The 25,394-nt window shown below is 42.6% G+C and carries 33 protein-coding genes and 4 pseudogenes; 3 read left to right on the plus strand and 34 right to left on the minus strand.

Features of this window, described 5'->3' with window-relative positions:
* Positions 1-8: 8 nt before the first annotated feature.
* From FA954_RS11865 to FA954_RS11965, 23 genes and pseudogenes are all read right to left on the minus strand, one after another.
* Positions 9-278 carry a hypothetical protein gene (locus tag FA954_RS11865; RefSeq protein ID WP_138615141.1) on the minus strand — a complete coding sequence of 90 codons (270 nt, stop codon included), beginning with the start codon at positions 276-278 and terminating at the stop codon, positions 9-11.
* The gene (locus tag FA954_RS11870; RefSeq protein ID WP_244932717.1) at positions 278-1,642 is read right to left on the minus strand and encodes a Gp37-like protein; all 1,365 of its coding nucleotides are present in this window, start codon (positions 1,640-1,642) and stop codon (positions 278-280) included. Before FA954_RS11870 ends, FA954_RS11865 begins: the two co-directional genes overlap by 1 nt.
* A 9-nt stretch (positions 1,643-1,651) precedes the next feature.
* The gene (locus FA954_RS11875; protein ID WP_175413212.1) at positions 1,652-2,803 is read right to left on the minus strand and encodes a phage tail family protein; all 1,152 of its coding nucleotides are present in this window, start codon (positions 2,801-2,803) and stop codon (positions 1,652-1,654) included.
* A gap of 206 nt (positions 2,804-3,009) precedes the next feature.
* Complete coding sequence (locus FA954_RS11880; protein WP_138615144.1) at positions 3,010-4,038, minus strand: phage tail protein; 1,029 nt, start codon at positions 4,036-4,038, stop codon at positions 3,010-3,012.
* 251 nt (positions 4,039-4,289) lie between these two features.
* Entirely contained in the window at positions 4,290-5,072 is a 783-nt protein-coding gene (locus FA954_RS11885) for an HNH endonuclease (RefSeq protein ID WP_138615145.1), read from the minus strand.
* A 121-nt stretch (positions 5,073-5,193) separates the two neighbouring features.
* A complete protein-coding gene (locus FA954_RS11890; RefSeq protein WP_138615146.1) occupies positions 5,194-6,465 on the minus strand; it encodes a phage tail tape measure protein in 1,272 nt (423 codons plus the stop codon).
* Between the two features lie 24 nt (positions 6,466-6,489).
* Entirely contained in the window at positions 6,490-6,615 is a 126-nt protein-coding gene (locus FA954_RS14030) for a hypothetical protein (protein WP_280524660.1), read from the minus strand.
* 89 nt (positions 6,616-6,704) lie between these two features.
* Entirely contained in the window at positions 6,705-7,055 is a 351-nt protein-coding gene (locus FA954_RS11895) for a hypothetical protein (protein WP_138615147.1), read from the minus strand.
* A 12-nt stretch (positions 7,056-7,067) separates the two neighbouring features.
* On the minus strand, positions 7,068-7,646 hold the full coding sequence (locus FA954_RS11900; RefSeq protein ID WP_138615148.1) for a major tail protein: 579 nt from the start codon (positions 7,644-7,646) through the stop codon (positions 7,068-7,070).
* Positions 7,647-7,964 (minus strand): hypothetical protein, encoded by a 318-nt coding sequence (locus FA954_RS11905; protein WP_138615149.1) that lies wholly within the window; start codon positions 7,962-7,964, stop codon positions 7,647-7,649.
* Positions 7,961-8,317 carry an HK97 gp10 family phage protein gene (locus FA954_RS11910; RefSeq protein WP_138615150.1) on the minus strand — a complete coding sequence of 119 codons (357 nt, stop codon included), beginning with the start codon at positions 8,315-8,317 and terminating at the stop codon, positions 7,961-7,963. Before FA954_RS11910 ends, FA954_RS11905 begins: the two co-directional genes overlap by 4 nt.
* Positions 8,304-8,606, minus strand: coding sequence for a phage head-tail adapter protein (locus FA954_RS11915; RefSeq protein ID WP_138615151.1), 303 nt, complete (start codon positions 8,604-8,606; stop codon positions 8,304-8,306). Before FA954_RS11915 ends, FA954_RS11910 begins: the two co-directional genes overlap by 14 nt.
* Positions 8,593-8,898: a head-tail connector protein gene (locus FA954_RS11920; protein WP_138615152.1), complete on the minus strand. Its 306-nt coding sequence runs from the start codon at positions 8,896-8,898 to the stop codon at positions 8,593-8,595. Before FA954_RS11920 ends, FA954_RS11915 begins: the two co-directional genes overlap by 14 nt.
* 172 nt (positions 8,899-9,070) lie before the next feature.
* Positions 9,071-9,214, minus strand: a complete 144-nt coding sequence (locus tag FA954_RS13735) for a hypothetical protein (protein ID WP_175413213.1) — start codon at positions 9,212-9,214, stop codon at positions 9,071-9,073.
* Positions 9,215-9,267: 53 nt separating this feature from the next.
* Positions 9,268-10,524 (minus strand): phage major capsid protein, encoded by a 1,257-nt coding sequence (locus FA954_RS11925; RefSeq protein WP_138615153.1) that lies wholly within the window; start codon positions 10,522-10,524, stop codon positions 9,268-9,270.
* Positions 10,511-11,209 carry a head maturation protease, ClpP-related gene (locus tag FA954_RS11930; RefSeq protein ID WP_138615154.1) on the minus strand — a complete coding sequence of 233 codons (699 nt, stop codon included), beginning with the start codon at positions 11,207-11,209 and terminating at the stop codon, positions 10,511-10,513. The genes FA954_RS11925 and FA954_RS11930 overlap by 14 nt, the downstream gene beginning before the upstream one ends.
* Positions 11,169-12,371: a phage portal protein gene (locus FA954_RS11935; protein ID WP_138615155.1), complete on the minus strand. Its 1,203-nt coding sequence runs from the start codon at positions 12,369-12,371 to the stop codon at positions 11,169-11,171. The genes FA954_RS11930 and FA954_RS11935 overlap by 41 nt, the downstream gene beginning before the upstream one ends.
* A gap of 13 nt (positions 12,372-12,384) precedes the next feature.
* A pseudogene (locus tag FA954_RS11940) lies at positions 12,385-13,641 on the minus strand (terminase large subunit); the annotation flags it as partial.
* Between the two features lie 183 nt (positions 13,642-13,824).
* Positions 13,825-14,826 (minus strand): NUMOD3 domain-containing DNA-binding protein, encoded by a 1,002-nt coding sequence (locus tag FA954_RS11945; RefSeq protein ID WP_138615156.1) that lies wholly within the window; start codon positions 14,824-14,826, stop codon positions 13,825-13,827.
* Between the two features lie 105 nt (positions 14,827-14,931).
* Positions 14,932-15,357: pseudogene (locus FA954_RS11950) on the minus strand (terminase large subunit domain-containing protein); the annotation flags it as partial.
* A complete protein-coding gene (locus FA954_RS11955; protein WP_022736530.1) occupies positions 15,350-15,718 on the minus strand; it encodes a hypothetical protein in 369 nt (122 codons plus the stop codon). The pseudogene FA954_RS11950 and the gene FA954_RS11955, both read right to left, overlap by 8 nt.
* A gap of 134 nt (positions 15,719-15,852) precedes the next feature.
* Positions 15,853-16,140, minus strand: a complete 288-nt coding sequence (locus tag FA954_RS11960) for an HNH endonuclease signature motif containing protein (RefSeq protein ID WP_138615223.1) — start codon at positions 16,138-16,140, stop codon at positions 15,853-15,855.
* Positions 16,141-16,184: 44 nt separating this feature from the next.
* Positions 16,185-16,679 (minus strand): hypothetical protein, encoded by a 495-nt coding sequence (locus tag FA954_RS11965; protein ID WP_138615157.1) that lies wholly within the window; start codon positions 16,677-16,679, stop codon positions 16,185-16,187.
* Positions 16,680-16,746: 67 nt separating this feature from the next.
* On the opposite strand from FA954_RS11965, the pseudogene FA954_RS13895 reads away from it, so the two are divergent.
* A pseudogene (locus FA954_RS13895) lies at positions 16,747-16,986 on the plus strand (hypothetical protein); the annotation flags it as partial.
* 135 nt (positions 16,987-17,121) lie between these two features.
* Here the strand turns inward: FA954_RS13895 and FA954_RS11975 are convergent.
* From FA954_RS11975 to FA954_RS11990, 4 genes are all read right to left on the minus strand, one after another.
* Positions 17,122-17,847 (minus strand): hypothetical protein, encoded by a 726-nt coding sequence (locus tag FA954_RS11975; RefSeq protein WP_138615158.1) that lies wholly within the window; start codon positions 17,845-17,847, stop codon positions 17,122-17,124.
* A gap of 17 nt (positions 17,848-17,864) precedes the next feature.
* Positions 17,865-18,446 carry a hypothetical protein gene (locus tag FA954_RS11980; protein WP_138615159.1) on the minus strand — a complete coding sequence of 194 codons (582 nt, stop codon included), beginning with the start codon at positions 18,444-18,446 and terminating at the stop codon, positions 17,865-17,867.
* A gap of 166 nt (positions 18,447-18,612) precedes the next feature.
* Positions 18,613-19,110: a permease prefix domain 1-containing protein gene (locus FA954_RS11985; RefSeq protein ID WP_138615160.1), complete on the minus strand. Its 498-nt coding sequence runs from the start codon at positions 19,108-19,110 to the stop codon at positions 18,613-18,615.
* Entirely contained in the window at positions 19,107-19,436 is a 330-nt protein-coding gene (locus FA954_RS11990) for a PadR family transcriptional regulator (RefSeq protein ID WP_138615161.1), read from the minus strand. The genes FA954_RS11985 and FA954_RS11990 overlap by 4 nt, the downstream gene beginning before the upstream one ends.
* 234 nt (positions 19,437-19,670) lie before the next feature.
* Here FA954_RS11990 and FA954_RS11995 point away from each other — a divergent pair, with 234 nt between their 5' ends.
* The gene (locus FA954_RS11995; RefSeq protein WP_138615162.1) at positions 19,671-19,991 is read left to right on the plus strand and encodes a hypothetical protein; all 321 of its coding nucleotides are present in this window, start codon (positions 19,671-19,673) and stop codon (positions 19,989-19,991) included.
* A gap of 283 nt (positions 19,992-20,274) precedes the next feature.
* On the opposite strand, the gene FA954_RS12000 is transcribed toward FA954_RS11995, so the two are convergent.
* From FA954_RS12000 to FA954_RS12025, 5 genes and pseudogenes are all read right to left on the minus strand, one after another.
* Complete coding sequence (locus FA954_RS12000; RefSeq protein ID WP_232333988.1) at positions 20,275-20,829, minus strand: DUF722 domain-containing protein; 555 nt, start codon at positions 20,827-20,829, stop codon at positions 20,275-20,277.
* 297 nt (positions 20,830-21,126) lie between these two features.
* Positions 21,127-21,489, minus strand: coding sequence for a RusA family crossover junction endodeoxyribonuclease (locus FA954_RS12005; RefSeq protein ID WP_138615163.1), 363 nt, complete (start codon positions 21,487-21,489; stop codon positions 21,127-21,129).
* A gap of 216 nt (positions 21,490-21,705) precedes the next feature.
* Positions 21,706-22,891, minus strand: a pseudogene (locus FA954_RS14145) (DNA cytosine methyltransferase).
* A gap of 14 nt (positions 22,892-22,905) precedes the next feature.
* Positions 22,906-23,112: a hypothetical protein gene (locus tag FA954_RS12020; protein ID WP_138615164.1), complete on the minus strand. Its 207-nt coding sequence runs from the start codon at positions 23,110-23,112 to the stop codon at positions 22,906-22,908.
* Positions 23,087-23,374, minus strand: a complete 288-nt coding sequence (locus FA954_RS12025) for a hypothetical protein (RefSeq protein WP_138615165.1) — start codon at positions 23,372-23,374, stop codon at positions 23,087-23,089. Before FA954_RS12025 ends, FA954_RS12020 begins: the two co-directional genes overlap by 26 nt.
* Before the next feature lie 60 nt (positions 23,375-23,434).
* Here FA954_RS12025 and FA954_RS12030 point away from each other — a divergent pair, with 60 nt between their 5' ends.
* Complete coding sequence (locus FA954_RS12030) at positions 23,435-23,935, plus strand: helix-turn-helix domain-containing protein (protein WP_244932706.1); 501 nt, start codon at positions 23,435-23,437, stop codon at positions 23,933-23,935.
* 510 nt (positions 23,936-24,445) lie between these two features.
* On the opposite strand, the gene FA954_RS12035 is transcribed toward FA954_RS12030, so the two are convergent.
* Positions 24,446-24,871 carry an MAG6450 family protein gene (locus tag FA954_RS12035; protein WP_138615166.1) on the minus strand — a complete coding sequence of 142 codons (426 nt, stop codon included), beginning with the start codon at positions 24,869-24,871 and terminating at the stop codon, positions 24,446-24,448.
* Positions 24,871-25,326 carry a Panacea domain-containing protein gene (locus tag FA954_RS12040; RefSeq protein WP_138615167.1) on the minus strand — a complete coding sequence of 152 codons (456 nt, stop codon included), beginning with the start codon at positions 25,324-25,326 and terminating at the stop codon, positions 24,871-24,873. Before FA954_RS12040 ends, FA954_RS12035 begins: the two co-directional genes overlap by 1 nt.
* Positions 25,327-25,394: the final 68 nt, after the last annotated feature.

A 25,394-nucleotide genomic window follows, 5' to 3' on the forward strand; every position in this document is an offset into this window, starting at 1 on the left:
CTATGGTATTATTCGTTATTTAATCTTTGTACAAGTTGATAGCAAGCTTCTTTTATAACGCTTTTCTTGTCAGTTAGAGAATTTTCACTTGTTGTCGCCAAAGGAGCCCATTCATTTTGAGAAAGTTCCCATTGTCCTGTATCAGGGTTTAATTCACATAGAACCAAATTATGAAACGGCCAATCACTTCCATCTTGGGGATCTATTTCAACAACAATCTTTTCTGATTGATTGTCTTTAAACTCATAGTACTTGAAAATCGGTTCAAATCTAGCCATCATAACCCCCCTGTTCTTTTGGTCATGTTCTGAATCCATCCGCGGTGATCCGCGATTTTCTTTTTGTCATCCAAGCCATAGAGAGGCGCTGGAGTTGTACCTAACCGCACTTGGATATTCTCTCCGTTTGAATCAATAGCCCCTGAGACTTCACGGATGATCACATCATCATCCCCCAGCGGAGTCCTCACCTTTACACGGTCACCAAGAAACCAGTCTCTGTGATATTCCATTCCATCAATCGAAACAACATCAGCTTCAATAGTCGTCTGAGCTGTATTTTTTCTCAATTCGTCATAAAGTTGTGGTTTCAATTCTTCAATTTCCTGTCGATGGTCACTAGTTTCTGAGCGTTTGAAACCGGTAAACTCGACAAAGGCTTCCCGGTCACCGTAAATCGTGCGGGTCGGTTCATCACCGCTATGGGCAAATACCCTGTTAGGCCCTTCTCCACTTCCGGCGATTTGTATCATATTGGCGGTTGGCGCTGTTCGGGTCCGACGTATCCGGAGGACATTTCTTTGTTCTTTTGAAAAAATGATGGATGACGTTTTATTTGGGCATGCCTTAAATTCAAAGACGATCCACCATCCGCCATAAGAAGTCCCTAAATTCGGTTCATATGACTGTTTGGAGGTGAGAATGATTGGATGCGGCGGCTTCCACACGGTCCCGTCGCTGTTGTAGACCGTTGATTCGCTATAGTTTACTATCTGTTCCAAGATGTCCATCATCGGGTCGCCCCTGGTTACGATTGGATTGGGATTTGGAAATGTGCTCAAATCGCCACTCGGGTATCTTTCACTCCCAACATCATTAGGTGAACCCTGTGTGAACTTAACGTATAGTTGCGGGATACGCCTAGTTTGGTGTGCACGCTGCGCTTTGTTCTTTTCGAATATGTCCCAGAAACATTCGCTACTCGATCGGCTTGGTTCGCTTGGTCTTTGTTGCCGGTCATTCGGCATATAGTCCGTATGGTTTCCGGCGCTATCCCTCATAAACGGCGACTGAAAGTATCGCGGGTGAGCTAACGCCAGGGATCGCGCGACAAAATCCATTTCGTCCGCGCCGATGAATGTCATAATCTCACCGTTCTGATCAAATGAATATTCATGATCCAGAAGCGGACCCGAAAACAGATATTGCCCGTCACGCTCTACATAGATCCCGCCCACGCCGCGGTTCCCAGCAACTAAAAGCCCTAGGAGCTGTCGCGTTGACTCTGAATTGTATGGTAGAGTCAACACCCACTTTCCCAGGGCATTCATTCGGAGGGTATATTGAAAATCAATATAATCGGTGATTTCCCAAACAAATCGGAGATTTGCGTTTCGGATTCTGATTCGATATTCCGGCTTCATATTACACAATTACACCCCCCAATGTGGCGTCTCGATGTAGACATGATAGCGCCCGTCCTCTTCCTGGCCATCAATATCCACATCTAACGCAAAATTGTTTTGGTGCTTTGGCGGAACAGAGGCAAAATTATTGGACGTTGAGTCTACCGAGCCGTAAAGATTTGTTCCATTGTCAAGTAGAACCGTTCTTTTCTTCATATCAATAAAAAGACGTCGCGTGCTTGCAATAGTCGCATTAACTCTAAGGCGTTGGGGGCTTCCCGCGGGTGGCTCGCCACCGCTTCCGGTTTGCCATATGGCCAGGTCCGGATTTGACACTTGGCCGTCGACTATCACGATCGGGTAAGCGTCGTAATCGCCAGTGTTTCGATAGTATGCAAACTCCGACGCGTAGCGACTGGCCACCAAGCCCGTCGAATACCAAAACGGGTCAAAGGCCCGAAAAACAAGAACAAGTTTTTGAAAGTATCCAACGCCTTTTGTATCGCGAGTTTCTTCGCCTTCTAGCCCTTCTTTATACATACAATAAAGCCGGCGTTCTTTTCCGTTTGAGTAACGAGCATATAGAGCGCCATCTGTCCCTATTAACTTTGTCGTGAGGTTTCTGATTTTCTCCCTTAAATCTCCTGGGCTTTTTCCTTCCACTAAAATCCCCAATTCCACGTCCCTCGGCTGAATGTCGAGGTATTGAAACATGCTTCCTGGACGGAAGGGGACCCGTTGTTCAACCAAGTTCACCGGCGGTGCTTGCGCGCCAGTGCGATGATACATCAAATAATACCCATTTGAACCATCAAAACGAATTAACTCCGTGCCTGGTGTTTCCGCGATGCTTTCAACTTCCCAATTTACTTCAAGGTCATCTATATAGACGGCGTCAGTTTCCCCGCCGTCCGTTGCTCCATCTTTGTCATACTCAAACGTGATCATGCACTGACCACGTTGACTCGTCGAGATTTCGCCAGGCGTCCACTGATAATACGTCCCATTGGTGATATAGTTGTGAACCAAGGCGCCATTAAAGTAAACTTTTAGGCCGTCATAACCTTCTTCGGAATCCTGGAAGTACATGTAATTGATTTTCACATTTCTTGCGTATGAAGGCACTTCGAAAACAAAGTCGATCCTGGCGTATTGGTGAACTCCTGCGATGCTTTCCATGGGTTCGCTCCGGATTGAGTACGTCCCGGTATAAGCACGATAATCCGTTTGAAGCCAACCGGTGGTGGTCCCGTCCATAGTTGATGGGTTCCTTATTGTGAAATTATCCCCGGGGAATGTTTCGAAAGAGTCTTGTATTACCCATGATTCCGTAACGTCGAACCTTATTTCCGGACGCGTTCCGTACCACATGTATTTAATCCGGCTCAACTTAACCACTCCTTACGCCGTAGCGCATTAATCACACTTTGGCCGGTCAGATCCGGGCCATAGTTGTAAACTGTGACATTGTTCACCCGGTCGTTTGATGTGCTTACTAATGCACCTGAACCCTGCTGAGGCATTGAAGCGGTTGCGAGCTGATCAGATACTCGCTGGATATTCCTGATTGCTGACTCCAGACCAAGAACAAACCCTTGGCCAGTGTCTTCACCTAACTCCATCATCACGCGGGAAGGGGAATGGATTCCAAGAGCGCTTTTAATGCGGCTTTTGATGCCGTCCGCAATCTCTTGAGCTTTTTTCAAAGCTCTATCTTTCAAGCTGCTAATTCCGTTTATCAAGCCCGATATAATGTCCTTCCCGATTTGGTATAAGTTGATCCCCTTCAAAAAGCTCACTATGGAGTTCCAAATATCAGTGACTTTCTTCTTAGCGCTGTCCATCTTGTTTTGGATCGTTTGTTTCATCGATTCCCATTTTTCGCTTGCTTGAGTTTTAATGTTTTCCCATGTTTGAACTAACCAATTCTTAATTGCACCCCAAATCTCAATAGCTTTTGCCTTGATCGTGTCCCAGTTTTGCCAAACTAAAACACCTATTGTGATTAAAGAAGCCAGAACACCTATAGCGATTAAGACTGTTGAAGATGCAACCCCAAATGCACCAGCCAGCAAACCTATTGTTGCTGTGATTCCGATGATGATATGTCCCAATATTGTTAGCACACCCAAAAAGGCTCCCACAGCTCCGACGATAACCATAATTGTTGCAGCGAGTTGGGGATTGTTTTGGATAAAATCAGCAATTTTCATCACGATGTTTGAAATCTGATCTAAAAGAGGGGAAAGGGCAGTCTGTAGTTCCTGTAATGCTTGCTTGAACTTCACCACCGGATCGTTGTCTAGCTGTTGGATAGATTCATTTAGCTGCTCTTGATTCGCCTTCAAATCAACTACTTGGTTTTTTGCGCCAAGGATTGTGTCAGTGATGGCCGTTCCTTGGTCTTCCCACATTGTCAATTTGTTATCGCAAAGGCTTTTTATCCTCTGCTTCCGGAGGTTTCCCTCATACCCTTTCACGGGATACGGCTGGTCAATTCCAACCCGGTTCGGCGTACATTTTCAACCAACGTTCGTTGGTTTCCGGACACTCTTGGGCGGATTATTGCTCCCATCTAACGCTCACCGCCTACGCTCTACGGTGCGGGGTGGTGTTCCCCGTTACCTCGGTGTTGGCATATGAATCGGCGTAATAAAAAAAGCACTCATACGGAGTGCTTTTGGACTAATAACAAAAAAGTATAAAATTGTTGTTTAGTATTTTTTCCATAACCATATATATCATGAAATCTTTTATGGCATGTCACGCATAAAGTTATCCCGTTGCTGACATCAAGACGTTTTTCTTTGCACCAATCCCAACTGTCCAAGTGATGGACTATTAAATTTCCGCCTCTATTGTCTCCGCAACATTGACATGTGTAATTATCTCTTTCATACACCTGCGTTCTCCATGTGCTGTAACCTTCAACAAGACGTTCTCTTTCTCTTTCTTCGTCTGTTTTGTTGGGATTATAATTAGGATTAGATTTTCCGAAACGTCTAACCCCATACATAGGGTTATTTTCTCCGCTCCAGTCCATGTATATCACTTTTGAAGGGTTGGTCTCTAAATCTCTTAAAAGCTCCGAGTAACATTCCTTACAATAAGTAGATTTATTTTTCCCTGAACGATAACTTTTTCCGCATTTCTGGCACACATGAAGATATTTGTTTCGATTGTATTCTCTTTCGCATTCTTTACAATAACTGAATGGTTTCTTTTCCCCTTTTACGTTTCTGAAATTAAATTCATCCAACGGTTTTTCTTTAAGACATTTAGCACAATATTTGTGCCCATCTCTCGGTTGCGGTAGTACAGGTGTTTTTCTTCGTCTCAAGTTTTCGCATTGTTTACACCTTTTTCTATGCCCATCAGGGTATCGTTTGTCTTTTACGAAATCATCTAACGGTTTTTCCTTCCCGCAATCAGAACAAACCTTATTCATTTTACAACCTCCCGTAGTTGTATCCCGAATAATTAAATGAAGGGCAGGCAGTCGGGAATCTGCTTTTCGGGGCGTCCCCCTAGCCCTTCATAATTTATTATAAAATGCCATAACACTTTATTCACGCCGATTCACTTAGCTTCCACCGATTTTGCCCGGTTTTATTTCGGCACAACTTCCGTTTACCGAAAATAGCTACACCAAGAGTGTTTCTTTTTGTTTCGTTGTCTACGTTGTTCAATGCTTGGGCAACCTGAACCATTGCTTGTTTTCCGGTTTCACCACCTTGGGCAACCGCTTGCCCCCACTGCTGCAATTGCTTCGCCGAAATATTCGTTCCCTCCAGAAGCTCCTTAACGGCTTTCGGTACTTCCTCGCCAAACTCTGCAAGCCGAATTCTTCCTTCCTTCAAACCATCAAGCAGGTTGTCAATGTTCCATGTTCCAGTGTCAATGCCCGCCGCAAAAATCGCCTGGATCTCCTCCGCTTCATATCCGGCCATCCTTAGCTGGAGTCCATACTCAGAAATAATATCAATTTGCTCAGGAGGAAATCCCATTTTTAAGAGCGCGTTCACTAATCCGAGCGCTTCATCATTACTGATTTCTAACGACTTTGATACTTCGTTCGTTTCTTGTATTAGCTCTGTGAAATCAATACCGGCATAAGCTCTGGCAATCGCTCCTGCTCCTTTGACAATACGAGCATTTGCCTCATCACTTGCATTTGCATTTAATGCCCATTGTCGCCGAACGCCTTCCAATGCTGCTTCCTGGTCCCCGATGTAGCTTGTTACGGTCTTAACAGCACTTTTAACCGCCTGGACCGATTCAGGCGGAACATCCATCGATATTTCAATGCTCGTATCTAATGACGCTGAATCTAAAGCCGATGCTACAGCACCAGCCGCGCTTGCAGCGCCAACAGTCTCGAGCTGGTTTCTTAATTCCCCTGCAGCTTCTTTTGCTTTGTCAAGACTCTCGGCAACTCGGTCCGCATCTCTTCTAGCGTTCTTCAGGGCTTTAGTTTCATTAACAGATTCAAGCTCCCGCTTAAATTTGCTCAATTGGGCTTCGGTGAACTGGATCTCGCGCCGAAATGCACGGTATTGGTCTGCTCCAATCTCGCCGCGCTGGAACTGCCGCTCGACTTGGCTTTGTGCTGCTCTGAGCCGATTTAATCTCTCTGTGGTATTCTCCACCTGCTGGGCCAATAGTTCTTGTTTCTGGGCTAAGGTCTCGACATTGCCTGGGTCAAATTTGAGTAGCCGCTCAACGTCTCTAAGTTCTTTCTGGAGATCCCGACTTTGCTTGTCGACATCTGCCAAGGCTTTTTGAAGAGGCCTAGTATCCCCGTCAAGCTCAATAGTGATTCCTTGAATTCTCTTTGCCATATCCTTTTATCTCCTACCTTCCGGTCAGAATGCATCAAAGTCAGCCTGGGTTGCCTTACGAGCTGGCTTCGTTTGTTTCTTCTTCGGGTTGTTCATCTTGACATACTCCTCGATGTAATCCAAACACATGCCAACCGTCATCTCTTCCATGTCTAACCAATCCAGACCGCACTGTTTACAGATCAAAAGGAACGAATCAACGGAGATTGGGGCCCCGCTGTCCGTTCCTTTTTGATGGTCTATTTTTTTTTACTTTGGATGTTGCTCAAAATCAGATCTTGCAACTCAGGGATAATGTCCAGCATGGGGAAAACGTCGAATTGATCCAACCAACTGATTGGATCCGGTATTTTTGGGTCTGCTGTTTTAGCCATAACCCAAGCGATATTATAGAAGACTTCAAAATCCAGCCCTTCCAAGTCTTCACGTGTTACTTTTTCAGGATCAAGGTTGCTTAACTTCTCAAGCGCACCCATTTTTAAAATCTCAGCAAAGAAATCCCTGCCAAACTGGGCCCTATATCTCAAAGGAGTTGCAGCTGTGCTTTTAAAACGTACTTCTTTGCCGTCAATAATGATTGTTTTCTCCATTGCTCATCCCCTCTATGCTGTCGTTGTCGCTGATTTCTCATATACGGCTGTATACCAAGCATCGTAAACAGCAGCAGGCGTTGTCTCTGTTGTCTTCGTCTTGACTGCGCCATCTGTCTGTCTTGGAGACGCTGTAAATGTCAATTCGTTTGGCTGGACTTCGACTGTATCGGTCTTAGTAGCCCCCGTAATAGTTGGACGGTTCGCTGCGCAGTTGTACAGAACGTGACGGACCGCTTTTTCATCTCCGTCGAATTCAAACAACAATGCAAACGGCTTCCCTTTCAATGTGACTTTTTCAGTCAACACCAAATCCGTTTCATCCTTTTCCTCGCCCAGGCAATCGACCGCGAATTGTTCAGGGATAACGGCGATGGAAAGCGTTCCCTCATATCCTTGGTTGTTGCCGGCTGAATAGTAAAGAACATCGTCGGCGTAGAACTCGACCATTTCCCCACGCGGCTCAAGGGATAACTCAACCGCCCCGGGGATCGGGATGGGGGTGTCATAGGTGATCGTATTCGTGGTGCTATCGTACGTGAACGTCGCATAATGCACGTTTTTCAGGCCAAACTGCACACGGTTTGCCATCTAAACCACTCCTATCTCATAGATTTTCTGGAAAAGCTTCTCCGACTCGATATAAGTTTCTGTTGTCTGATACGGCAGATTGTTTTCATCAAGCAAAGCTTCAAGTGTCAACTCTGCTTGTAAGTCTTTCTTATCGGTATAAAGCTCAATGTTGATGTTTCGGACTCGCTGCCAAGTCCGATTATCAGCATGCATATTATCGCTCCCCACCTCTACATAAGTAATGAAAGGGATACTTGGAGGAGGCCCTTGAAAATGCGAATAGGCGACAGGGAACCCCGTCGCCTTCAGGATTTGAACAAGTTCAGAAAGTGTCATCCTCTAATCACCTGTTCCACCCGCTTTGTGTATTCATCAATGGCCTTTTCCTCTGCCGGGCCTATATGCGGAATGCCAGGAACACGGCCGCCGTTTACTTTTGCGTGGCCATGTTCGAGAAGATGAGTAAGTTGATAATCCGTTGCATTGTGAATTACTTGAGCAGTTCCTACCTTTTTTGTGCGCCATCCTTTGGCATAATCCCCGGTCAGACGCGGGCTAGTTCTTTTCAAGACTTTTACTGTTTCCTTGGCCACTTCCTCTTTGGCCTTTTCCATCCCCTCTGTGACTTCGTTCGTGTACTCTGCCAGGGCTTTTGCAATTTCTTTAGATAAATCCTTAACCATCGCCAGTCACCTTCTGACACGTGATCCTGGTCTTTTCCCCTCTGGTTGCGGCTCGGACCACTCTGAATACCTGACCGTCATGTTTTAACTGCTCCTCACCTTGGTATTCAAACGAATATATTTCAAACTGTTTTTCCGGTTTCAATCCTTGTGCGGACGCCTCATAAAATTCGGTAGAACTTACCTCAAACTGGTTCGCATACACCATGCGCTCTGTCTTAACTTCTACTGGATTGCCGATCTCGTCATAGGTTGTGTCAACATATATGAGATGTATTACGTCATTGTGTCTCATCAACCGGAACCTCCCGATAATCCCCGGCCAGAGACAGATGCTGTTTCAGCATGGTGTATGACTGCTGAAAGCGATCTGCTTCGGGGTTGTCATAGCCAAAATTCGCTTTGCAGTAGGTGATGACAGCCCGTTTGATGAGCGGATCTGTGTCTAAATTCACCTTATCAGCGGAAACACCCGATTGAATCAAGTCCAATCGGGCGGCACTAATTAGATCATTTACTTCAGTATCAAAATTGGTGTTATTTATGCTGATCCGCAGCGCTTGTTTTACATCATCCAACAGCGCCATTATCTACCACCACCTGGATCAACTCTTCTTTTGTCAGTTGATGGCTATACTGGATTCGATTTTTTCTTAGCAATTGCTTGATTTCCCTTACTGTCAGAAATTGCAGTTCGTTTCGCCCCGCAATACGGAGAGATTCTGGATTGTCATGTGATTTCCTCAGCATTTATCGCACCTACTCGGCTTCTTTCTTGGCTTCCACAAAACCTAACTTGATTAACTCCTCAATCCGGCTTTTTGTGCCTTCATATTTGTCACCGGGGCGATACTTTATCTTGGTTTGTTTATCAATGAATTTCTTGATAACCTTTGCGTCCATGTTTATTTACCTCCTGAAAAAAATTAAGAGCCTAACCATTTGGAAAGGCTTTATTAAACGGTCGAGATATTTTCAATATAAACAAATGCTTTCGTGGTCAGTACATCCCCATCAACGATAGCATAACTCATATAGTCGGTGTAACGAGCTTTGACGTGATCTTCAGTATAGATGGTCATGTTTTCGTTGACGTTCATCGCATATCCACGGGCCACATTCCCGATCAGAATATCCCCGTCAGGGATGCTGTCTTCTTCTTTAACAGGGAGTCCGAAAATCCGCCCAACACCTCCGGCAGTGACATCCGGAATGAACAGCGGCCGGCCCTGATTGTCTTTCAAGAGAGCCAGAACACCCCAAATGACAGAGCTTTTTGCGTAGATGGAAGCACCTGTTTTGTAAGTGGATTTAATCAATCCCATAGCTTGAGCCAGTTTGTCATAGGTGAGCGGATCCGGAGTAGTGTCATTGTCTGGGTCATACGTCACAATCTGCGGGGTTCCAGCTTCAGCATCGATTGCAGTAATAATTCCCCGCGGTTGCGGTTTGAAGGTGTCACTTGCTCCCGGTTTACCTAAACCGCTGACAATCGCTTTTGCCAATGCCGCACCCATTTTTTCAGCAAGCAGGGTTTGAATATAAGAGATAAACGCATCGATAGACATCTTGCGCAACTTCCAGCTAATCGGGATGGCTTTGACCAACTCACAACCGGTTAAGTTCAATTCTCCAACCGCAAAATCACTATCGGCAACGACAGTTTGTTCATCGTACCAATCGGCATCAGCCCCAGAGTTTGTTTCTTTAAGAATCGTTAAGTCTCCGGGAACAAACGTCATATTGATATCTCCAAGAATCGGGAACAGTTCCCCTGCTTCTCTCCAGATCCCATCACGAACCGTTTCAGGAATCAGGACCGCATGTGTAGCGGCGGTTTGTGTTTCGTTCTTGAAGCTGCTATTTACCTTGTCAAAAACAACTTTTTCATCATCGTTAAGGGACATTCCCATCATGTTTTTAGCCCATGCGTTGAGATAGACTTTTTTCGCATCTTTTGCGTTTACTGGATCTGTTGTTGTCACTTTTACACCATCCTTTTCCGTGAGCAAATTCATAACCGTTTCAGCCGGTTTTTGTTCCTTCAAGGCGTTGATGTTAGCTTGTGCTTTCGCTGTTGCTTCATATTTTGCATCCAATTCCTTCACTTCTTTTTCCTTTGCCTCATACTCCTTTAACTTGCCTTCATTGATGAATTGCTCAGCTTCATTCAGCAATTCGCTTCGCTTTTTCATGTATTCAGCGTATTTCACCCTTCATTTCTCCTTTCAGTTTTAAAAAGTTGAGTCTTGCTTGATAAAGCTTTTTATTTTGATCACCATCTGATGGTGTTGAAAGCAGGTTTCTTATTTTGCTGATTACTTGCGGCGGTAAAACAAATCCATTTGTCATGCTTGCTACAAGCTGATTGCCTTCATCAAACATGATCTCATCCACAAAACCCAGCTCTTTTGCTTGTTGAGCATTCAACCAAGTTTCTTTATTCATGTATTCCAGCAATTTTTCTTGCGACAAGCCTGTTTTCAACATGTAAGCATTAGCGATGGACTTGTTGTAATTTTCCAAAATACCTGCTTCATGCTGCATATCGCGGTAGTCGCCGCTTCTCGTGGAAGAAACATTGTGGATCATGATCTGTGCGGTCGGTGATATCTGGACCCGATCACCGGCCATAGCGATCACGCTTGCAGCACTGGCAGCTATCCCAGTGATTTTGACATTGACTTTGCCAGGGTAATTTTTCAAGGAAGTATAAATTTCTGATCCTGAATATACATCGCCCCCACCGGAATTAATCTCTACTTCCACTTCTTCGCCATCTAACTGTTCGATGACATTACTTACATCATTAGGGCTTGTTACATCAATGCCGAACCATTCATAAATTTCTTTCACGTCATTCGGGACGATTGTTCCCTTGACTTTCACCTTCGCCATTTTCTTCACCCCCTTCGCTTATCGGAGCAGTATCAAGCCGCCTGATTGGTTTATCGCCTCCTTCGATCGGGCCGAGATTCAATACTGATCTCCATTCGTTAGGTGTCATTGCCCCACGGTCCACTAACTGGACAAGATTCAACTTAGTAGACATAGAAGCATATTGCAGGTTGGATGATTCGAAAATGATTTTGTTTCCAAACCCCCTTTCTCTTCGGTTAAATAGTTTCCGTGTGAATTCTTGGCTCATCTGTATAGCGATCGGCTCAACAACTGATTCATAAAAAGCGTTCCATTCATCCTCTGTGAACCTCGACTGAATAATCTTTTCATTGGTATTAAAAAAGCTATATACCCGTTGAGTGGTTTTCTCCATCTGCTTGTCATCGGGTACATAGCTTTCAGGTTTCACTTGGATTAGATCAGCCTTGGCATCTACACCGGCCGCACCGCCATTTTCGCTATCAATAGCCAAGTACTCTTTGACGAATTCATCCACATTTCTTCGGATGTCCTCCGGCCGCAAAGTTTGCGTGAACTTTAAAATCCACTTGATCACATTGCTATTTTGAATTGCTTTGACAACACCCTGATCCGTTGTGTTTACAACTTCCATCAGGTCCGCCAATGCTTCAGCGGGGCTTTCGCCGAATACGTCATTCATGTGGTAATCCAGCCGCAAATGAATGATGTCACGATAGGGGAATTGAAATGTTTTCCCATTCCGTAACAGGAATTTTAGGTAGAGTTCACTTTTTTCATAGATTGCCTCGGCAGATAACGCCGGGATCGGATAAATCTGTGACGGCAAGCCAAAGCTGTCACGGACAATCAGCGCAAACGCATTATGATTCAGTAATAACAGTGTCGTCATTTTTTCTTGGAACATTTGTCCGCTCATGAATGTGTTTGGTTCTTCCAAAAGAAAACGGATATAAGCATCCGGATTTACCTTGATCCCCTTCGCATCTTCCCGGATATGTTTAGGTGTGAGCTTCCCGACCGCTCGTGCTGTTGGCCGGATCGCTGCCCGAATAATATCTGATTTATATAAATCACCATTCCATGTAAAAAAACCGTTACCAGTCTCATTGACGAGCTGAATAACGGTCCTCTGCGGCTCCGGTTCTTTGCTTCTGAATAACCTACTCCAGAATCCCAACTTATCACCCCCTTCAAATCATATTGAGGTAATCATTTAGTTTCTGCTGCAGAACAACATAAGCGTTTAGCATGGCAACTGCACCGTCAATCCTGCGGCGCTGAACGCTCTTGACCGGCTGAATGTTGTCGTTTTTGTCTATATCCACCGATGTATTGGCCAAACACCATTTTGTAATTGGGTTATTGTTGTAAACGACTTTCTTTGATTCCAGATCAGCCCCTAACTTTTTCATGGGTCCGGAAAGAGTTTTTTTCCCTTGGATGACCGGGACCATTACTTGTTTTCCAAAGGTATTTTCCATCTCTTCTACCCAGTATTTTGCTGACCAGGAATCATATCCAACCCAGGATAGATAAACATCCTTTTCTCTCATCACTTCGACAAACCATTCGGTTACATATTTCGGGTGAACGCTGTTCCCCGGGCAGGTACGGAGTAGTCCTTGCTCATGCCAGAGATCATAGGGTATCTTATCCTCCCTTGCCCGCTTCTCCAGCAAATCTTCGGGCAACCAGTACATATGATCAAAATAAATTTTATCGTTGCCAGGGACCATGAACAGAACGCAAGCAGCCGTCAAGTCTGTTGTACTGGAAAGGTCCGCTCCGCCGATCCCATAGCGCGGTTTAAGCTTGGATATATCAAATGTTTCTTTGTTGTCGAGTTGTTCAAAGGTAAGCCAGGCTTCAGTTGTTGTTTCCCGAACATTGAAATCCTTTGTCAGCAAGTTTTTTACTAACAAAGGATTTGCTTGGGCTTTCTTCACCTTTTGGCGTAGCTGGTCAATGCTTTTGATCGTTCCCAGCCCTGGATTTGCTTTTTTCCATGCCTTTTCATCCGTCCATTCGTTCCGCTCATCCAGTTCATAGATAATTGGTAACACACGCTCATCCTTGTATCCGTCCGGATCGTCATAACCATTAATGATCCGCTCAGCTTCGTCATATTTGATGTCGAATATCCCCTCACGAACGGTTCCGGCTGTTGTCGTGATGATTGAAAGCGGCTGCTCACGAGCTGACATCCCGTCAACGATAACGTCATACAAGTTCTTATCCTCGATTGCGTGTAATTCATCAATAAGAGCACAGTGAACATTGAGTCCATCAAGTGTATTACTGTCGCTTGAGAGCGGCTTAAAGGATCCATCGTTAAAATCACTGATCAGTTCGGCGACCAGCGTCCGGATCCGCTTGGAAAGTACCGGTGATTTCTTAACCATCCGCTTTGATTCCAGCCAGATGATTTTTGCTTGGTCTTTTTTGGTCAGTTGTGTTATCGCAAAGGCTTTTTATCCTCTGCTTCCGGAGGTTTCCACCATACCCTTTCGGGATACGGTCGGTCAATTCCGACCCGGTTCGGCGTACATTTTCAACCAACAAAAAAAGCAACCGCATTGTTGGTTGCCGGACACTCTTGGGCGGATTATTGCTCCCTTAACGCTCACCGCCTACGCTCTACGGTGCGGGGTGGTGTACCCCGTTACCTCGGTGTTAGCATATAAGTATTGGTTTCTTATTTGAATGATCTCTATATTATTTTCTTTTAAGCATTTTCTTATGCTATTGCGACTCATGTTCAACATTTTTGCAATTTGATTTGTTGAATAACCTTCTTTGTATAATTCGATAGCACGTTTTCTTTTCGCTTCTTTGTATTCTTCTTCCCTATTCTTGATATACTCATTCAATTCACTGTTTACAAAATCCCATGTCTTTAAGTTTTTGATGTTATAAACGACATGAGTACTAACCCAAAGTGCCTTGGCTATTTCCTTAATATCCATATCGCAATAAAGAGCCATTTTTATTCTTCTTGCTGTTTCTCTTGTAATAACTGAATTGTTATTTAATTCACCTTTATTCTTTTCGCTCAGTTTTTCCTTTACTGATTCTGGTAATTCTTTACCGTAGTTCCATGGCTTTCGGCCTTTATGGATTATGGACAATTTTTTTCTTGCTTCTTCACTCAATTTCCTTCCTTTATTCGCCCTTGAAATTTTCATCTTTGTTTCTTTAGAAACTTTTCTTCCGACACAAACGTGACCATAGCGCCGATAATATTCTTTTAGGGCTTCGGAAATTTTCCGCGTTGCCTCGCCAGTGTGCTTTTTTCCATAAAAACCATTGTCTTTACCATACAAAACACATGTTGTTGTTCCTCTAGAAACGTTATATCCAATTTCTCTTTTGTATGGTTTTAGTGTACTTAGATAGTATTTTTCTCTTTCTCGCAATTCTTCGTTACTGACACCATCCAAAAATTCAATGACTTCAAACTCAAAGTTATCCTCGCCATACTTATTCCATGCTCTTTGCAAGTGAATTGAATGATGTTTTTGTTTTCTTAATGCATTTATATGGTCTCTCCATCTATCTTTATAATCTAATGTGCTACCGATATAGAATTTTCCGTTAACCTTATTCTTGATTTTGTATATGCATGGTCTCAATTTGTTTCACCTCAAACAAAAATTATAACACACATATACAAACCAAGGAACCAATACTTACTTAGCCTTCACCGATTTTGCCCGGTTTTAAGCCGCCACCGCTCTAGCGGCTGATACAACTTCCGGCCCTGCCTCTCCATCAGCAACCAGCATGTAAAGCGCAATGGCTGATCCAAGCGCTGATTTCCCATTCTTCCGCGCAACGATAAATAACAATTCCCGATACTTCCGGGTCCCGTCGATCTTATGAACAAACCCAAACAAAGCGGCAACCATGGCCTTTTGCCAGAGTTCAAGGATAAACGGCTTTCCACCCATTTTCCCCTTGCTGTGCTTGCAAAAGTTTTCAATAAACTCAATAGCATGGTTCGCTCTCTTTGGGTTATACTCCCATTCGCTGTTTTCGTCGTTTAGAGCATCGACAAGCTTTTGGTATACTCTCTGAACCTTACGAGATACAACTTCTTTACCGGATTTAATCTTCTCCCAATACTCTAAAATCGGATTGTAATCAAGCGGATACCTAATCACGAGACATCACGAAAGCCTCAAAGCCGTCACTTTCTTCCTTTGGCTCGTCCTTCGGCAGCAGATCAGACAACTGTTTAATAATGCTTTGATAGTTTTTATTCATCGTATTGTACAGACGGGCAACAGGCCGCTCTCGTTCATACGGTTCCATCTTTTCAGATTGCGTGAACATCTCGACAAAGCCGTTTTTGTCCAAGTCCACTTCCATATCTTCGAGCGTAACCCGCATATATGCCGCCCGCCGAATTAATCCGTCGACAACCTGCTTCTTATCTTTGGGCAAATCCTTGTAACTCCGGCGTAATCGCCTTTCCTCCTTGGAAATCCGTTCATCTTTAGTCAGTTCCTTTTTTCTCGACACAAAATCACCTGCCTTTCTTGCCTCCTCAGGGACCCATTTTTAGGGTAGGGGGGTCACGCGCGAGGCTTGTGTGTTTTTCGAAGGTGCCCCCACCGGTCCCTAGCCAAGGTGTTTTACTTTTTGAATCGGGGGGGCTATAACTTCACCAGGTTCCCGCTCTCATCAAACATGACATCATCTCTCGTCGCTTTACCACCATGGTGTTCTTTGTTGTGACAGTCCTGGCATAACAACTCCAGGTTATCAAAGTTAAGACTTATGCTAGGATCATTGATATTGTCTTGAGTTAGATAAACTTTGTGGTGAACAATTTTGCCTGGACCGCCACACCTTTCACACAGTCCAAGCTTTGAAATAAAAAAAGCGTCACGACATTGCCGCCACGCCTTTCCTTTATAAAATGATTTAGCCCATTCCTTGATACGAATCCCTCCTTACTCCAAACAAAAAAGACCACTGAAGTGGCCTATTGCATCTTTTTCAATAGCTCTTCCATACGCTCTTTATTTCGCACTGTATCAGCACTATATACGGAATCCGCTCCACGATACGTGTATTTTGAATTTTGCCAGAAGTAGAATGCAAATTTGTCAATCGGTGTATTTAACTGATCATCATAATACCTATGAACAACTTCCGATTTGAAAATATTCGTCAGCATGTACTCATGTTTTTTTAGATCGCTCAAATATCGTCCCGTTTTGAACTCTTCCACTATATATGTTTCAAATTCTGCTATTTCTTTCAGTTCTGGCCGATAATTGCGCGCCAAAGATGAAAACTCATCACATTTCTCTGTTTCCGTTTTGTCTGATGTTGCGATCTTCTTTATTTCCTCTTGCCAGTTTACCGCTTTGTTTTGATCTTCCTGATGCAGTTTAGTTTCTTGTGCAACCGGTTGACTTTCATCAGGCGAATTAATAACCACAACAAAAAAAGCAATAAAGGATACAAACAACAAGGCAACATTCCTCAATCTATTGCCAAACTTAATTTGTTTGTGGAGTTTGGTCGGATAAATGGACCCGACCACAGAAAAGCGCCAAGCATTTGCAAATGATTTGTCTGGTCCGCAATTGATTGCTGTGTCCGCTAGTACTAATCGTTCAAAAGGAGATCAGGATCCTTCGGAATGGAAGCCCCCAAGAGAGGGAGCACATTGCGCTTACGCAAAGTGGTGGATTCATACAAAATTTAAATGGGGCTTGACACTGCAATCATCCGAGAAAACTTCTCTACAAAATATGTTAAATACATGTTCATACTGATTTTCATTACACATAGATCACCGAAAAAAAGCTACCTGAAAAGGTAGCTTTTTTTGTCCTTTTTACGAATATATAATTGAAGCAACACAATCAAACTTACGAACTAATAAAACTATTCTTATATTTACGGAAATTTTATTTTGCTATTTTCAAATCCTCTAATTTCCAATATAAATTATTGGGAAGATTTATATCAATGTGTTTATCATCTCCCAGTTGCTTATACTCAGTTGAGTTTTTCACTTTTTCTTCCAATATCTTTTCAGAAACATCAGCTACAAATACCCGGTTATCGTTGTGAAGTTTATCAAACAACTCTTGTTCCACAGGCATATTTGCTTTAATGAGATATACTCCCTTAATAGTTTTTTCTCCATCAAGGAACTCATTTAATTTTTTTTCTGGATATAAATCCCCGTCATCAGGTCGTCCTCCCAAAGTTGCTCGTAATCCCTGTTCATCCATTACTCGAATCTCAAAGTTTTCAACTTCTAAGCTATTTTCTTGAACAAAATTTTCGAAATCTTGAGCGGAGAGTGCCTCTTTCATAGTTACGGTTACAGGGATATTGTCATGCCCTTTATTTTTCAACGTTTCGAAGTAACCAGGCATTTGATTCCGATATGCTTCAAGATCTTCTAGAGTAGGAGAGTCTTGTTGAAGTATGACATCTACTTCAACCTCTTTTGAATTTGTTTTATTGCTTGCAGTTAATTCAAAATTCCCTTCAGCTAAATCTTCTTGTTTTATCACTTTAGCTTTCTCTTCTGTAAACTCTTGGTCAGCGTACAATGAACCAGCAGAGATCAACCCTATTACCGACAGGACAGATGCCAGAGAAATAATCCATTTTTTCTTCATTTTAGAGACCTCCGTTTCTAATGGGTGTTATAATAAGCATCCTGTAATGGGGGCTTACTATAGTGCCTAGTTTGATATTCGCCTACAATAGGCCAATATTCACTTTCATGTGAATTTATCTCAAAATATCCTGCTACATTCGTTGGGTTAATACTATTATAAAATTCTACATAAAAATCATAAGCAACACCCGTTTTTATATCTAACACCTTTTGACATACAACTTCTGTTTCTTCATTCCCGTATACTCCATCGTCGTTATCAACATCAAAATAAGGTTCTGGGTAATTTGTATACCAAAAGCCATTGTAACTCATAGGAGGAGCTCCATTTTTCCCTCCAGTACCTACATCTGTTATATCCAAACCATGCCGATAATTATGACTGTAATAGTTGCCTCGTATAGATTCGATATTACTTGAATTATAAGAGACGTTTTCAACTTGGACTTTGACGATATCTGTGCTTCCTAAATCATGATATGAAAAAACTGATCCTTTCCAAGGGCCGTAGGTGGGAGATGTACGCCCACTCCATTGATCTGAATAAATCTTGTCCCAAGCAAAAGCATTTCCTACGAACAGAAGACTCAGCGCCAACGACAAAGCGGATAACTTAGCGAATTTAGCGTAAATTTTAACCCACCCCTATTTTTAGAAAATTGTAGTATAATTCGACCAATACAAAGATTTTCCTTCTTAATAGGGGTGAAAAATATTATTTTTTGTATATTAATATTTATAAAATATTTATCTATTTATTTCATTACGATGATGTGTTCTTATTTTTTTTGTTGAATCCTGTTTTAAATAAAAATCCACAGACAATTAAGGATACAATCCCAATACCCAAAAATTTCAGTGCATAAAAATATATTTCGGCTTCGGGAACCCCCTTCTCGATCTCTAATCCATAAAAATCGATGTCAATTCCTACATGAACAGGAGTAGTAAGCAAATCAATAAACTTGAAAACACATAATAATCCAAAAATCAAAAGGCCGATTCCCAATAATAAAGCCAGTTTTTTCATAATCATCCCTCCAACCATGGTTTTCTTTAGTTCTTTGCCGATCGCTTGCGGATTACCAAAATCGGCAATGGCACATTCCATTGCCGCCTCCATAGAGTATCCCTGATCAAGGTATTCCTGTAAAAGCATTTCCAAATGAAATTCAAGTTCTTCTGATAATTCTCTTTTCATTTTTTCGCTACAATCGATATCTTTTATCATTTGGTCAATATAGGATTGAAAGCGACTCATGAAAATGCCTCCCGAGATACTTTCAAAACGAGTCTGTTTAGGCTCTTCCAATTTTCCAGTTTCTTTTTGAGAATTTTTTCTCCATCTTCCGAAATTGCATAATACTTTCTCCTTTTCCCTGTTTTTGCTACTTCCCAGTAAGACTTCAAGTACCCCTTTGATTCTAAACGTTTTAATGCAGGATAAAGAGTACCTTCCCCCATATCGTATAAATCGTCACTTTCCTTTTTGATACTTTTGGCGAGTTCATATCCATACATGTTCTTTCTGGTTAAAAGAGAAAGAATAAGAATATCAATTGATCCTTTCATGATTTCTTTATCCATTATCAGAACCCCACTTTTAAAATGTGTACTGCATTATATATTATATTTCACGATGCATCGTTATGCAATATATAAAATGGAAAAATTTTGATGAATAATTCAGAGCTTGCACTATCGAATTCGACTAAAAAAGAAAAAAGCCCTTCGTCAGAAGGCTAACACTCGTTATTTCATTTCCTCTTGAAATCAAAACAAACTCAGTATAACAGGCTCTCAGATCTAAGGAGGCATAGAGTGTTGATGGTTCTGCATAATATACCTCCTATCTCAGTATCAAATGAACGGTTTTTTCTTTATTTAGCCAGCTTCCCTTGGATCATCGTTATAACACCGCCCTCTGAGGCGGTCTTTTTGTTACTTAATCTAAGAGGAATCGCAAGGCAACATACGAAATTATTATTAAAGGAGGCGATTGTTATGAACCAATATGTTTTCATATCTATCTTAAGTGCATCTGTCGCCTTAATCTCTGCAGTTTTTGCGTTTTCGCAAGCCAAAGCCTCTAAGAGATCAGCTGAAGAAGCTAAAGAAAACCTAGAACGCCAAAAGCAATAACCCCGCCCAACAAGGCGGCTTTTTCTTTATAAAAAAACCGGGAGAACTACATATAGAGAGAGAAGAGAGGGGACACACCTCCATATTTTTTAGTTACTCCCGGTTATTAGCGATATAAAAAAGCGGCTCTTATGACCGCTTTCCCCTTTGCAGATGACTTACAAATTTGGGGAGGAGTTTTGGAATGGAATCGATTCAGGCTGATCCAAATTGTATTAACCTTTTATTAGGTACTATCATATTACATCGTTTTATACCCTCAAAAGTGACATGAAAGTGCCATCTAACGCCATCCCAAACTCTCCGCTATCTCATGTACAATCTCATCCCGCCATCTTAATGCCTGTCTTTTGCTGATGGGAATTCTTTGAGCGATCCCCTCCCAAGTGAATATTTGAGGACTCGTCCAATATTTCATTTGGACCAGTCTTTGCTTTTCAGGAGGGAGCTGGTCGTATACTATACGGATTGCTTTGGTGATCTGCTCTAGCTGTTGGATCCTCCGGTGCATCAAAAGAGCTGTTGCCTTCCGGCCAGTTGGATCACCTGGAAGATTTGATTTCCCTCCATCTCCTTCTACAAATGGTGTGGAATATATGATCTCTTCTCTCAATCGTTTCAATTCTTTGATCGAATCCCAGTAGCTGTACAGTTCAGCTTCAACATGTTTGAATACCCCGTCTCTGATCTTCTTAGCTGCTCCCATCCTGCTTCCCCCCGGTATCTGTGTTATAATGATTATTGGCTTAACTATAGTGCAGCCCGTTCTTTTGGGCTGCTCTTTTTGTTCATGCACCTTTTTCACACAACCTATCCCAAAGCTTTTTATAAAACTCATATTCACCACTCTTCTTTAGAGCTCGTACTATTTCCGATAACGATTTTGACGATCTATTTAAGGCCATACCTAAACGGGATGGTCCATCATACTCATAGAACTTACAGATATACGCAAGTTCTTTGGTTGTATACTCTTCAGTTCTGTATCTCCCCATGCTCCCCACTCCTTCCCCGCAAAAAAGAGATATCTATTTCACAGAACCACCCGTTGCCTTTTCGAATTGTTTTGTAGCCCGCGTTTTTGATTTGTTCCATTTCTGATCTGCTTTCTGTGTAGACAAATACCAAGTCCCCATCAAATCTCATTTGTTTTCGCCTCCCGGATCTCGATTTCTGCTTTCTGCTCGTCTTTGGTTGCTACCTTTCTCTTTTCAACCGTGAGTTTTACCACTTGCTTGTCATCGTTCCAACAGATCCCGTTAAGACCATCAAGAAAACTTTTTGCCAGGTTATCTATATCCCCGTCACGGTTACCATGAATATAGGCAATTGCGTTTACTTCCACTGGTCCGTCTATCTTCGTTACTTTCGCTGCTTTGGCTTCCCAACCGATTTGATTTTTATAAGCCAGATACCGACCCGCCTGAGCCTTTACAAACTTCCCACGTTGAGTCATACGGACTGCTGGTATCGGTCTTCCAGGTACTGTGAATTTCATGGTCTCTCCTCCCTCTCCATTCTTCGGCCGCAACCACAAACAACTACAACAGCCGGGATGTCTATTTCAATAGTCTTTTCGCATCGAGAACAACGATAGACAATGCCTTTCTTCCTTTTCCTACGCTTTGGTTTGGTCGCTGGTGTTGACATCGGGTCCGCTTTAGATTCAGTTCCAAACAAATCGATTTGTACAAATCCTGCCGGCAAACTCATGTCATTCAACTCCCATCCTTTTAGCTATCTCGTAAATGACGTTAACTGTTACGCTGTTTCCAGCTTGTTTATAAAGTTGGGTGTCTGAAATCCCGGAATCTCTCGCCCGATCAAATGCCCAATCTGGGAAACCCTGAAGCCGCCAACATTCGCGGGGAGTCAGTTTGCGGATGCGGTAATTTGCGTCATGAACATAATCCCAAGTGTGTTTCATATCCATTGACCCTCTTCCGCTTGATCTCACGGTTTTTGAAAGGTCGTTTGGTCCTGGTATGCGAAAAGCAATACCATGTATATCTCTTGCGGTTAAAGTAAACATCGGTTCACCATCTTTTTTCATCCTTCGTCCGTTCTGCCGTTTCTTTTGTCTATCAGGAGTTAATACTGCCCTCACAAGTACTCCTGTTCTTGCTTGATGATTATCCAAACCCTTGTAATAATTAGCATCCAAGCAGGTTGCTATCTTTCTCGGAATTAACCGATCCCCTTTTTTGGTAACAAGGTAAAGTCCTGTTTTAGCCCCTAACCCTCCCCCCTTCTGCTTTGAGAGTCCGGGCAATTCCTCTACTGTCATAAATCCTTTCTGCATCTCTGGTTCCAGGATTCAACTGTCTGAGAGAAGTTTCTGTGCCTTCTCCTTCGATAGGAAATACTTGTCGGGTACGTTCTCCTCTAAGATGTCCGATAATGAACACCCTCTCTCGGTTTTGCGGGACTCCAAAGTTCTTGCTGTTAAGCACTTGCCATTCCGCATCATACCCCAGCTCATCCAACGTCCTGAGGATCGTCTCGAAGGTTCTCCCTCGGTTATGGCTAAGAAGCCCTTTGACGTTCTCAAGGAATAGATATTTAGGTTTGAGAATAGATGCGAACCTTGCAATTTCAAAAAAGAGTGTACCTCGTGTATCATTGAATCCTCCTCGCTTCCCCGCCACTGAGAAAGCTTGGCACGGAAATCCTCCGCAGATAACGTCAATTGGTCCTCTTTCTCTTCCAAGTAGTCGAATATCGTCATCTGTAACACTCGTGATGTCATGAGCAGTCCACTCTCCCTCCGGTTGATGTATAGCTTCATATGCCCTTCTTGCGTGTTTATCGATCTCCACCCACCCGACAAATTCATGCCCTGCGGCTTCCATGCCTAACCTAAAACCACCAATACCTGAGAAGAGATCAAGAACTTTCATTCCAAGCCACCTCCTCAATAGTCCCCGTCCCAAATGACCTTGGCAAAAGGCTGGTCCAGTTTGATTTCCTCTAAAACGATGGGCTGTTCAAAAGGAGAAAGACCGTGTTTCTTGATTTCTTCCGCCACCATCGCACGGGCCATCTCTTCTGACTCTGCCGAAACTAATGTCATGCCTGGCCCGATAAAATGATAATCATGTGTCGCTAGAAACAATTTCATCCTCTCCGCCTCCTTCCCCAGATGCCTCCAGGACGATCGGGCAAGTTTCTTTTACCCAGTGGTCCATGATATACATGATCACTTCATTTTCTGGCCGTCCAAGCGCCCTGGCGATGTCTTCGTATCCGTACCCCTGCTCCCAAGCGCGTTTTAACTCTTCGAAATCCCTCGGATGTTGCCAGCCAAAATTCCAGTCAAGACAAGCAATATAGTTAGGTTCACTTTGAGCGGGACGGCCCCGGCGTTTTGCTGCTCTATTCATGAATCTCACTCCTTAACTCATGTGCCCTCCTGCAAAGCTCGTTATAAAGTCTCATCCCTTTTGCATAGTCTTCAGGTTTTATCAAAGGATTTTCTAGGTATTCAGCGCTTTGCCGATCCGAATCGCATGGATATCATGAATTTAGGCGATAGATTAAAGGAGTTACGAAAGAAAAGAAAATATTCCCAGGAAGATTTAGCCAAGATTATCGGGATTAACAGAGGAACGTATGGTCAATATGAAATTGGGCGTAGAAATCCCGATTATGAAACGTTAAAAAAATTGGCTGAATTTTATGGAGTAACTACAGATTATTTATTAGGCCTGGAGAAGAAAGAGAAAGAAGATAGTATAGACATAAAAGAAGCGCTTAAAAATAAAAGAGCCACCTGGGGTGGCCAAGAGCTGACTCCGGAACAGCGTGAAATCCTCACAGAGTTTTTTGCTATCATTCGTGATCGCGTTAAAGAGGGCAGGAAAGTTAGTGAGGAAAAAAAAGACGATGAGACTAAAAACACAGAGGAAAAAAAACTGATTAAAAGTATAAAACTTTTAGCATAGATGAATACTCTATATCATCTATGTATCCTTTTTTATTTAACAAATTAACTAATCGCCTACAATCCATGGTGAATTCTATGCTTAAAGACTCACAAATTTCCATCAAATACATTTCTAAATCCTGACCACTGTCGGTTATGGGGAAGCGGCAGTGGTTTTGATATATTTTTATAGCCATATTTAGCCCCCCCTCTAAGAGTCTTAAGACTATATGCCTATAATTTATTATTCGGAATGTATAGTATAGTTTGTGTCCATTTAGGGAACTATTGTTCGGGTTACTAATTATATCACATAAAAGTATGGCTGGGTCAACAAATGCCTGGGCCAAGTCATTTCATTAGCATAAGACATCTACCACGCACGCTACAAGATCAAACTATAAAAGTTAAAATTTTCTATATTTTTATCCTGGAACCAATCATAAACACAAAAAAAGGAGCCATTATTAAATAGCTCCTTGGGTTTTATATTTCCAATTCTCCGTATTTTAATAATTTCCTTTATGTATCACGACATTTTATCAACTTTATGATCTTTATCAAACCAGATTATATGAAAAATTCTTCCGTCTCTAAAACCCCAAACTCTTCCTCTCCCTGACATTGCCAAATGAATCAAGGTTAAATCTTCAGATAAATCATTTGGTAATTTGTACTTGATTTCATTTGTGCTCCGTGAATCATATCTCAACCCACGCTTTCTCTGCTTTATGATTTCTCCCCAGGTTAAGCGTTCAGCTTGTTTGAAAAAGTCCATCAGTCTCATTAGTTCTGGTTTAGACAGATCCCACAGTACAAATTTATTATTATCACAGTATTTAAACGAAAAGACAGGGGAGTCGCCATCTGTACTCCCCTGTTCGGGCTGTGGGATTAAAACACTTTTACCAGCAATCTTCTTTCTACGCTTTGGTTTAATTTTCTTCTTCCCCATTAGTCCTCCAGCATCTCTTTATAATATTCCTTCATGCTTTCATCACTAATTATCCGGGTGCATTTTTCGCCTGGGCGCGCATCGCCCCTGGCTTTGATCCAGGGATCTTCTTGATGAGTCAAGTCGGACAGATACTTGGCAGTATAACAACCGTATGCATCCCAAATATCATCAAGAAATTCCCTTTCCTCCTTAGCCAACACCGATGGGTCAAAGTTTTCTGGGTAATCAATAGGTTCAAAACCATGATGTTTATATTCTTGCCACAATTCAGGAGAAACCGGGCCGTTTGCCCAGGCCTGGAACACTGAATTAAACAACGGCTTATCTTTAATTGCTAAGTGCCAAGCTTGTGCGTAGTAGCATAATTTTTGGAGTTTCAAATGAGTTATTGTGTCCTCGGTACGATCAACCTTCGTCAAAAAATATTTGGCTACATCCCGAATGTTAGCCATAAAAACACCTCACATAAAACAGAGGACTTTTGATTAGGTTATATCAATAAACAGGATATTATTCAGGT

This window comes from Thermoactinomyces vulgaris, assembly GCF_005886755.1.
Classification (GTDB): domain Bacteria; phylum Bacillota; class Bacilli; order Thermoactinomycetales; family Thermoactinomycetaceae; genus Thermoactinomyces; species Thermoactinomyces vulgaris.

Bases quoted from the DNA above. Each gene is read 5' to 3' on its own strand.
- FA954_RS11895 (WP_138615147.1), bottom strand. From the start codon at position 7,055: ATGGAGAAAACAATCATTATTGACGGCAAAGAAGTACGTTTTAAAAGC.
- FA954_RS12000 (WP_232333988.1), bottom strand. From the start codon at position 20,829: ATGAGTTTTATAAAAAGCTTTGGGATAGGTTGTGTGAAAAAGGTGCAT.
- FA954_RS12040 (WP_138615167.1), bottom strand. From the start codon at position 25,326: ATGGCTAACATTCGGGATGTAGCCAAATATTTTTTGACGAAGGTTGAT.
- FA954_RS11875 (WP_175413212.1), bottom strand. From the start codon at position 2,803: ATGGAAAGCATCGCAGGAGTTCACCAATACGCCAGGATCGACTTTGTT.
- FA954_RS12020 (WP_138615164.1), bottom strand. From the start codon at position 23,112: ATGAAATTGTTTCTAGCGACACATGATTATCATTTTATCGGGCCAGGC.
- FA954_RS12005 (WP_138615163.1), bottom strand. From the start codon at position 21,489: ATGAAATTCACAGTACCTGGAAGACCGATACCAGCAGTCCGTATGACT.
- FA954_RS11915 (WP_138615151.1), bottom strand. From the start codon at position 8,606: ATGAGACACAATGACGTAATACATCTCATATATGTTGACACAACCTAT.
- FA954_RS11985 (WP_138615160.1), bottom strand. From the start codon at position 19,110: ATGAGTCGCTTTCAATCCTATATTGACCAAATGATAAAAGATATCGAT.
- FA954_RS11975 (WP_138615158.1), bottom strand. From the start codon at position 17,847: ATGAAGAAAAAATGGATTATTTCTCTGGCATCTGTCCTGTCGGTAATA.
- FA954_RS11990 (WP_138615161.1), bottom strand. From the start codon at position 19,436: ATGGATAAAGAAATCATGAAAGGATCAATTGATATTCTTATTCTTTCT.
- FA954_RS11900 (WP_138615148.1), bottom strand. From the start codon at position 7,646: ATGGCAAACCGTGTGCAGTTTGGCCTGAAAAACGTGCATTATGCGACG.
- FA954_RS13735 (WP_175413213.1), bottom strand. From the start codon at position 9,214: ATGGACGCAAAGGTTATCAAGAAATTCATTGATAAACAAACCAAGATA.
- FA954_RS11890 (WP_138615146.1), bottom strand. From the start codon at position 6,465: ATGGCAAAGAGAATTCAAGGAATCACTATTGAGCTTGACGGGGATACT.
- FA954_RS11885 (WP_138615145.1), bottom strand. From the start codon at position 5,072: ATGAATAAGGTTTGTTCTGATTGCGGGAAGGAAAAACCGTTAGATGAT.
- FA954_RS14030 (WP_280524660.1), bottom strand. From the start codon at position 6,615: ATGGAAGAGATGACGGTTGGCATGTGTTTGGATTACATCGAGGAGTAT.
- FA954_RS12025 (WP_138615165.1), bottom strand. From the start codon at position 23,374: ATGAATAGAGCAGCAAAACGCCGGGGCCGTCCCGCTCAAAGTGAACCT.
- FA954_RS11880 (WP_138615144.1), bottom strand. From the start codon at position 4,038: ATGTGGGAAGACCAAGGAACGGCCATCACTGACACAATCCTTGGCGCA.
- FA954_RS11930 (WP_138615154.1), bottom strand. From the start codon at position 11,209: ATGGCGAAGGTGAAAGTCAAGGGAACAATCGTCCCGAATGACGTGAAA.
- FA954_RS11920 (WP_138615152.1), bottom strand. From the start codon at position 8,898: ATGGCGCTGTTGGATGATGTAAAACAAGCGCTGCGGATCAGCATAAAT.
- FA954_RS11870 (WP_244932717.1), bottom strand. From the start codon at position 1,642: ATGAAGCCGGAATATCGAATCAGAATCCGAAACGCAAATCTCCGATTT.
- FA954_RS12035 (WP_138615166.1), bottom strand. From the start codon at position 24,871: ATGGGGAAGAAGAAAATTAAACCAAAGCGTAGAAAGAAGATTGCTGGT.
- FA954_RS11865 (WP_138615141.1), bottom strand. From the start codon at position 278: ATGGCTAGATTTGAACCGATTTTCAAGTACTATGAGTTTAAAGACAAT.
- FA954_RS11905 (WP_138615149.1), bottom strand. From the start codon at position 7,964: ATGACACTTTCTGAACTTGTTCAAATCCTGAAGGCGACGGGGTTCCCT.